This window comes from Cupriavidus numazuensis, assembly GCF_905397435.1.
GTDB lineage: Bacteria > Pseudomonadota > Gammaproteobacteria > Burkholderiales > Burkholderiaceae > Cupriavidus > Cupriavidus numazuensis.
In genome coordinates this window covers 1-6,199 of sequence record NZ_CAJPVI010000123.1, presented here as the reverse complement: position 1 = coordinate 6,199, position 6,199 = coordinate 1, and the positions used below count along the sequence as shown (strand labels likewise).

The window sequence follows — 6,199 nt, the reverse complement described above, 5'->3', positions numbered from 1 at the left end:
TAGTGCGGATTCCCGTGTGAAAGTAGGTCATCGCCAGGCTCTTATAATGCAGAACCCCTCAGCTCATTCGAGCTGAGGGGTTTTTGCTTTGGCGGCGCCGAAAACGAAAGCAAGTACGGAAGCGCTTTGACTCAAGGTGCCTACCTGATGCCAATCACCATTGAGTCCGGCCCGGCTAGCGGCTCGACGCGTACCTGCGTGAAGCCTGCCTCCTTCATCCAGGCGCAACATTGCGCGCCGGTGTAGTCGAAGCCGCCGGGCGTTTCGATCAGCATATTCAGGCTCATCAGAAGCCCGAATGCGTTCTGCCTGCGCTCGTCGTCGATTACCGCGTCATAGACGATCAGACAGCCTCCGTCAGGCAACGCCGCGCGGCACTTCTTCAAGAGTTCGAGTTTCTGCTCGAGGTCCCAGTCGTGGAGGATGTGTCCCATCACGAGCACATCCGCCGTTGGGCACGGGTCCTTGAAGAAATCTCCGGGCTGGAAGCGCAACCGTTCCTGCAAGCCGTGCGATGCCACGTATTCTTCAAACACCGGACCCACTGCAGGCAAGTCGAAGCCGCCGCCGCGCAAGTGGGGATGAGCCAGCGCTATCTGCACGGGCAGGGCCCCTTGCGCTGTGCCGATGTCGATGAATGTGCTGTAGTTTTGCCACGGGAATTTCTGCGCCATTGCCTTGGCCGCGCCCAGGCTGACGCCGGTCATTGCCCGAAGGAAGCGTCGCAACGCATGTTCATCGTGGTAAACGGCCTCGAACAGGTTGCCCCCGCGCTTAGCTTCATTCTGAGGTTGCCCGGTGCGAAGCGCTTCGGTCAGTGAGCCCCAGAACGGATACAGCCGGGTGTTGGCCATCTCAAGCAAGCCGCCCACGTAGCTGGGTTTCGCCGCATCCAGAAATAGCGCGGCGTCGGGTGTGTTGCGATATTTCCCGTCTTCGCGTTCCAGCAGCTTCAGTGCGACTAGCGCGTCGAGAAAATCGAGCGCCGATCGGTGATGCAGTCCAAGCGCCGAAATGAGTTCCGCGGCGTCGAGAGGACCGGCCGCCAGGCGAGTGAACACGCCTAGTTCGACGGCGGACAGCATGGTCTTGGATGCCCAGAATCCCATGCCAAGCTGCAGCAGGCGATCTGGGGTGAGTTCGGGCTGGTGCTCGGTGCCTGCGCCCGGATCATGCGGCGCCAAGTCTGACGTATTCTGCATCGACGGTCCCCCAAAGAGTGTGGAGACGTCCCGGATGCCATGGTCGACGGGACATTGATGCTTAGCGTAGACAGCGCATAAAGCGAAGTCCAGTTGGCGGAGGCCAGATCTCGGCATTGAACCGTTCATCCGCGCGCCAGCGAGTGTTCACGGATGTTGGCTGCCGCCTCACTGCTATGATGGCTCCCCGCCCGCAAAACCTGCCGTTCCTCCAGAGCGATCATGGAACTCAGACAGCTCAAGTACTTCATCGGCATTGTCGATGCCGGCAGCGTGTCGCATGCGGCACAGTGCCTCTTCGTCGCGCAGTCAGCGCTAAGCAAGCAGATCAGCGACCTGGAACAGGAACTGGGCGTACAACTTCTCGTGCGCGGGCGCGGCGGCGTGCAGATGACGGAGTCGGGCAAGGTCTTCTATGAGTACGCGCAGGGCATCCTGAAGCAGATTGACGATGCGCGCACCGCAGTGCGCGCGCCGGATGCCATCGTCGGCTCGGTCATTGTCGGCGTGCCGCAGAGCATTTCCGCGGCGCTCGCACTGCCGTTGCTGCAGGCTGCGCGCGAGCGGTTGCCGCAGGTATCGCTGCACCTGAACGAGGAACTGACCGGCAACCTGCTGGATCAGCTGAGGCAGGGCCGTGTCGACATGACGCTCTTCACGTCCAATGTCCCGCAGGCGGATTTCCATTTCGAGCCCGTCGTCGAAGAGAACTTCTACTGGATTCTTGGCGCGAACCAGTCTGCATCGCCGACGGCTGCGAGCGTGACACTTGAAGCGATTGCCGCGCAGCCGCTGATCATGTCGGCGGCACAGCATAACCACTGCATGCGTGCCATTATCGAGCAGGTGTTCAGCGAGCAGGGCGTGCCCATGCCGCCGCTTGCCGCCGAGATCAATTCGGTCCAGATCCTCAAGCGCGCGGTGCAGGCCGGTATCGCACCGACCATCCTGCCGCTGGCGCTGGTTGCCCAGGAAGTCGACGCCGGCGAGCTCGTCGCCCATGCGATACTCTGCGAGACCCTGCGGCGTACCGTGGGTATCTGCGTGTCCCGCGAGATGCCGGTGACGCATGCCAAGCGCGCCGTGCGCGAACTGATTGGCAGCGTGATGCGCGAGCTGTGCGCGAGCGGCGGCTGGCCCGGCGCGCGTGCCGTACCGACTGTCGATTCGGCCGGCTGAACGGCCTCCCTTTTCCCCCGTCCTGGCTGTCTTCGCGACAAGCTACAGGTTTCATTGCGATACACCCTGCCATCTCGCAGCCAGATGGCAAGTTCTCCAATCCGTATTTTTCTTTTGGCGCGGCTCGCGTGAAGATAGCCCTCGCGCCGGCCCTGCGGGATGCCGTGTCAGGCGCCACGAGAAAACGATATGGAGACATGCATGACCATTCCCACCACTGCCCCCGGCCTTCCCGGCCAGCTTCTCGCCGAGAGCGACACTGCGTATCGGAAAGTCGCCTGGCGGCTCGTCCCGCTACTGTTTCTCTGCTACATCGTCGCGTACCTCGATCGCGTCAATGTTGGTTTCGCCAAGCTGCAGATGCTCGCGGACCTGCAACTCAGCGAGACCGTCTATGGACTGGGGGCCGGCATTTTTTTCCTTGGCTACTTCCTGTTCGAAGTGCCGAGCAACCTGATCCTGCATCGCTTCGGCGCGCGCCGCTGGATCGCCCGCATCATGGTCAGCTGGGGCCTGCTGTCGGCGGCGATGATGCTGGTGAAATCTCCCACTTCCTTCTACGTCCTGCGCTTCCTGCTGGGGGTCGCCGAGGCCGGCTTCTTTCCCGGCATCATCCTGTACCTGACCTATTGGTTTCCCGCACAGCGCCGCACCCGCGTGACGTCGTTGTTCCTTGCAGCGATCCCGGTGTCGGGCATCGTGGGCGGGCCGTTGTCGGGCTGGATCCTGAAATACATGGCCGGCACCGCCGGCCTGGCCGGGTGGCAGTGGATGTTCGTGCTGCAAGGCCTGCCGACCGTGCTGGTGGGCGTCCTGGTGCTGAAGTACCTCGACGATCATCCGTCCGCCGCGCGCTGGCTGAGCCGTGACGAACGCGACCGCATCGCCCACGACATCGCCGCTGAACAGGCGCAAAAAGCCGAGACGCATGTTGGTGCCGTTCTGAAAAGTGGCCGCGTCTGGGTATTGGCGCTGGTGTACTTCGCCTTCGTGTCCGGGCTGTATGGCGTGAGCTTCTGGCTGCCGAGCATCATTCGCGGCATGGGCGTGGCGGACCCGCTGCAAATCGGCCTGCTCAGCGCGGTGCCGTGGGCGTGCGGCGTGGTGGCGATGTATTTCGTCGCGGGCAGTGCCGATCGTCATCTCGAGCAACGCTGGCACGCGGCGCTGGCGGCTTTGACCGGCGCCGCCGGACTCGTGTTGGCCGTGGCGATGCATGGCAACCAGTGGTTGGCCTTGGCAGGGCTGACGCTGGCGACCATGGGCATCCTGGCGACGCTGCCTGTGTTCTGGGGCTTGCCGACCATGCTGCTGGGCGGCGCTGGCGCAGCGGCTGGCATCGCACTCATCAATTCTTTCGGCAACCTGTCGGGCTTCAGCGCGCCGTTCCTAGTCGGCCTGATCCACGACGCCACTCACAGCACCGATGCCGGCCTCTACATGCTCGCCGCATGGCTGGTCGCGGGCGCCGCGCTCGTGCTGCGCCTGCCCTCGGATCGCGCATCGCGCCGCTAATCTCTCATCACCTTGCAGGACATCATGGCATTCATTTCCGACACGCCGCTCGTGTCGGCTGCCGACGCCGCAGCCGATATCACCATGCCCCGCCGTTCGCCGTCACCGGCGCTGATAGCCACGCTGCAACAACGCTTCGGCGAACGTTTCTCGCGTAGCCGCGCGGTGCTGCTGCAACACGGCACCGATGAATCCGCGTATCCACCGGCTCCACCCGACGCAGTGGTCTTCGTGACGAGTACCGACGAGGTTGCCTTTGTGGTCCAGGCCTGCGCGGCCGAACGCGTGCCTGTGATCGCCTTCGGCGCAGGGTCATCGGTGGAAGGTCATCTGCTCGCTGTCGAAGGGGGCATCTGCGTGGACTTCACGCAAATGAATGCCGTGCTCGCAGTCCGGCCTGAAGACATGACGGCGACCGTGCAGGCCGGGGTCACGCGCAGCCAGCTCAATGCGACGTTATCGGGCAGCGGCTTCTTCTTTTCCGTGGACCCGGGGGCGGATGCCACCATCGGCGGCATGGTCGCGACCGGTGCGTCGGGGACCAACACCGTGCGCTACGGCACGATGCGCGACAACGTGCGCAACCTGACTGTCGTCACAGCCGGCGGCGAGGTCTTGCGCACGGCATCGGCAGCACGCAAGTCATCGGCCGGCTACAACCTGACCCAGCTCTACTGCGGCTCGGAGGGCACGCTGGGATTGATCACCGAAATCACGGTCCGTTTGCATCCGCATCCGGAAGTCTGCGCCGCGGCCGTAGTCAACTTCCCCTCGGTGCATGCCGCCGTGGACTGTGTCATCCAGGCGGTGCAGGCCGGCGTCGCACTGGCGCGTGCCGAGATGCTCGACGCGCTGACGATCCGCGCGATCAACGCGCACAGCAATCTGTCGATGGCCGAGCTGCCGACGCTGTGCCTGGAGTTCGGAGGTGGACAGGCGCAGGTCGATGAGCAGGCCGAATGGGTCAGGCAGATCGCGGCGGAATGCGGTGGCAGCGAATTCCAGTGGGCCACTCGTCCGGAGGAGCGCACGCGCCTCTGGTCGCCGCGGCACCATGCATACTTCGCCGTCTTGCAGCTGCGCCCGGGCAGCCGCTGCGTGACGACGGACGCGTGCGTGCCGATCTCGGCGCTGGCGCAATGCATCGCGGATACGGTGGCCGACATTGCCGAGCACGGACTGGTCGCACCCGTGTTCGGGCATGTGGGCGATGGCAATTTCCATTGCCTGGTGCTGATCGACCCAGAGAACCCGCTCGAGGTCCAAGCCGCGGAAGCCTTCAGTCATCGGCTGGTGCGGCGCGCGTTGCATCACGGCGGCACTTCCACTGGCGAGCACGGCGTGGGCCTGCACAAGGTCGGATACCTGGCGGAGGAGCACGGCGAGACCGGTGTGGCAGTGATGCGATCCATCAAGCGCGCACTCGACCCGCTCAATATCCTCAATCCCGGCAAGGTTGTCGCAGCTCGGCTCGATGAAGGATGGCGTACCGATGAAAGCTCGCCCTATGGAAAGGCTCAGTGATCTGCTCGGGGAAGTCAGAGCATGTCGGCGCCGAATCGAACTGCGAGCGCGTGCGGCAGCCCGCAATTCCACGAAGGTCGTCGCCGATGGCTGTCTGATCAAGGCGATGCTGGACGAGCAACTCCATTCCCGGGCCTTGCGCGAGCGCGTCGTCGGCTACGCATCCGCTGCGGAACTGGGTGTGCTGGTCAGCCCGCCAGCGGATATCGGACGGCTTGGCGCAGGGGAGGATGCATTCGCGCTGCGTGTGTTGTTCTGGGCCGCGCATAGACGGATGCGGGGATTGCCGCGATAGGTCGCAGTTGTTCTCTCCGTCGGGGAAAGCGCAGAGTTCCCATACGGCCGGTAGTCTTAGGCGGGCCTTCCCATCACCGACTTTTGGAGGCGCCGTGAACGCGAAGTCCAAATGCGTGCTGCCTGTGATCCTGCTGTCGTGTGATGGATTCAGCAAGTGATAAAACAGCCACTTCAGACCTTTTTTCACTAAAGACTTGCAAACCAGCCTCCGAGGCATTAGCATTCGCTCCCTCGTTGCGCAAGAGTACTGCGCAACGGGATGGGAAAAGACTTTCCGGGATTAACCACTCAAACGAGTGCGCGGTTCAGAAAAAAGAAATTTCGCGAAAATGCTTGATTAATCGTCGAAAATACTTTAAAGTCTTGTTTCTCTGCTGCTGACGCAGCAACGCAAACGGCAAAGCCGGTAGCGTAACCCGAAAGGGTGGCTTCTTTAACAATCAAACAACCGATAAGTGTGGGCGCTTGATAATGGATGCGAA

The 6,199-nt window shown here is 62.8% G+C and carries 6 protein-coding genes; 4 read left to right on the top strand and 2 right to left on the bottom strand.

The window, feature by feature from the left end; translation table 11 throughout:
• Positions 1–140: 140 nt before the first annotated feature.
• Positions 141–1,202: a methyltransferase gene (locus KHO41_RS40565; protein WP_211958821.1), complete on the bottom strand. Its 1,062-nt coding sequence runs from the start codon at positions 1,200–1,202 to the stop codon at positions 141–143.
• A 222-nt stretch (positions 1,203–1,424) separates the two neighbouring features.
• Between KHO41_RS40565 and KHO41_RS40560 the strand changes: the two genes are divergently transcribed.
• The 4 genes from KHO41_RS40560 to KHO41_RS40545 all read left to right on the top strand — a co-directional run bounded on the left by KHO41_RS40560 (position 1,425) and on the right by KHO41_RS40545 (position 5,715).
• The gene (locus KHO41_RS40560; RefSeq protein WP_211958820.1) at positions 1,425–2,381 is read left to right on the top strand and encodes a LysR family transcriptional regulator; all 957 of its coding nucleotides are present in this window, start codon (positions 1,425–1,427) and stop codon (positions 2,379–2,381) included.
• Between the two features lie 201 nt (positions 2,382–2,582).
• Positions 2,583–3,896, top strand: a complete 1,314-nt coding sequence (locus KHO41_RS40555) for an MFS transporter (protein ID WP_244874276.1) — start codon at positions 2,583–2,585, stop codon at positions 3,894–3,896.
• Between the two features lie 84 nt (positions 3,897–3,980).
• A complete protein-coding gene (locus KHO41_RS40550) occupies positions 3,981–5,420 on the top strand; it encodes an FAD-binding oxidoreductase (RefSeq protein ID WP_211958822.1) in 1,440 nt (479 codons plus the stop codon).
• A complete protein-coding gene (locus KHO41_RS40545) occupies positions 5,371–5,715 on the top strand; it encodes a hypothetical protein (protein ID WP_211958823.1) in 345 nt (114 codons plus the stop codon). Before KHO41_RS40550 ends, KHO41_RS40545 begins: the two co-directional genes overlap by 50 nt.
• 290 nt (positions 5,716–6,005) lie before the next feature.
• Here KHO41_RS40545 and KHO41_RS40540 read toward each other — a convergent pair.
• Positions 6,006–6,199 (bottom strand): hypothetical protein (locus KHO41_RS40540; RefSeq protein WP_211958818.1); only part of this gene is annotated, 194 nt, incomplete at its 5' end.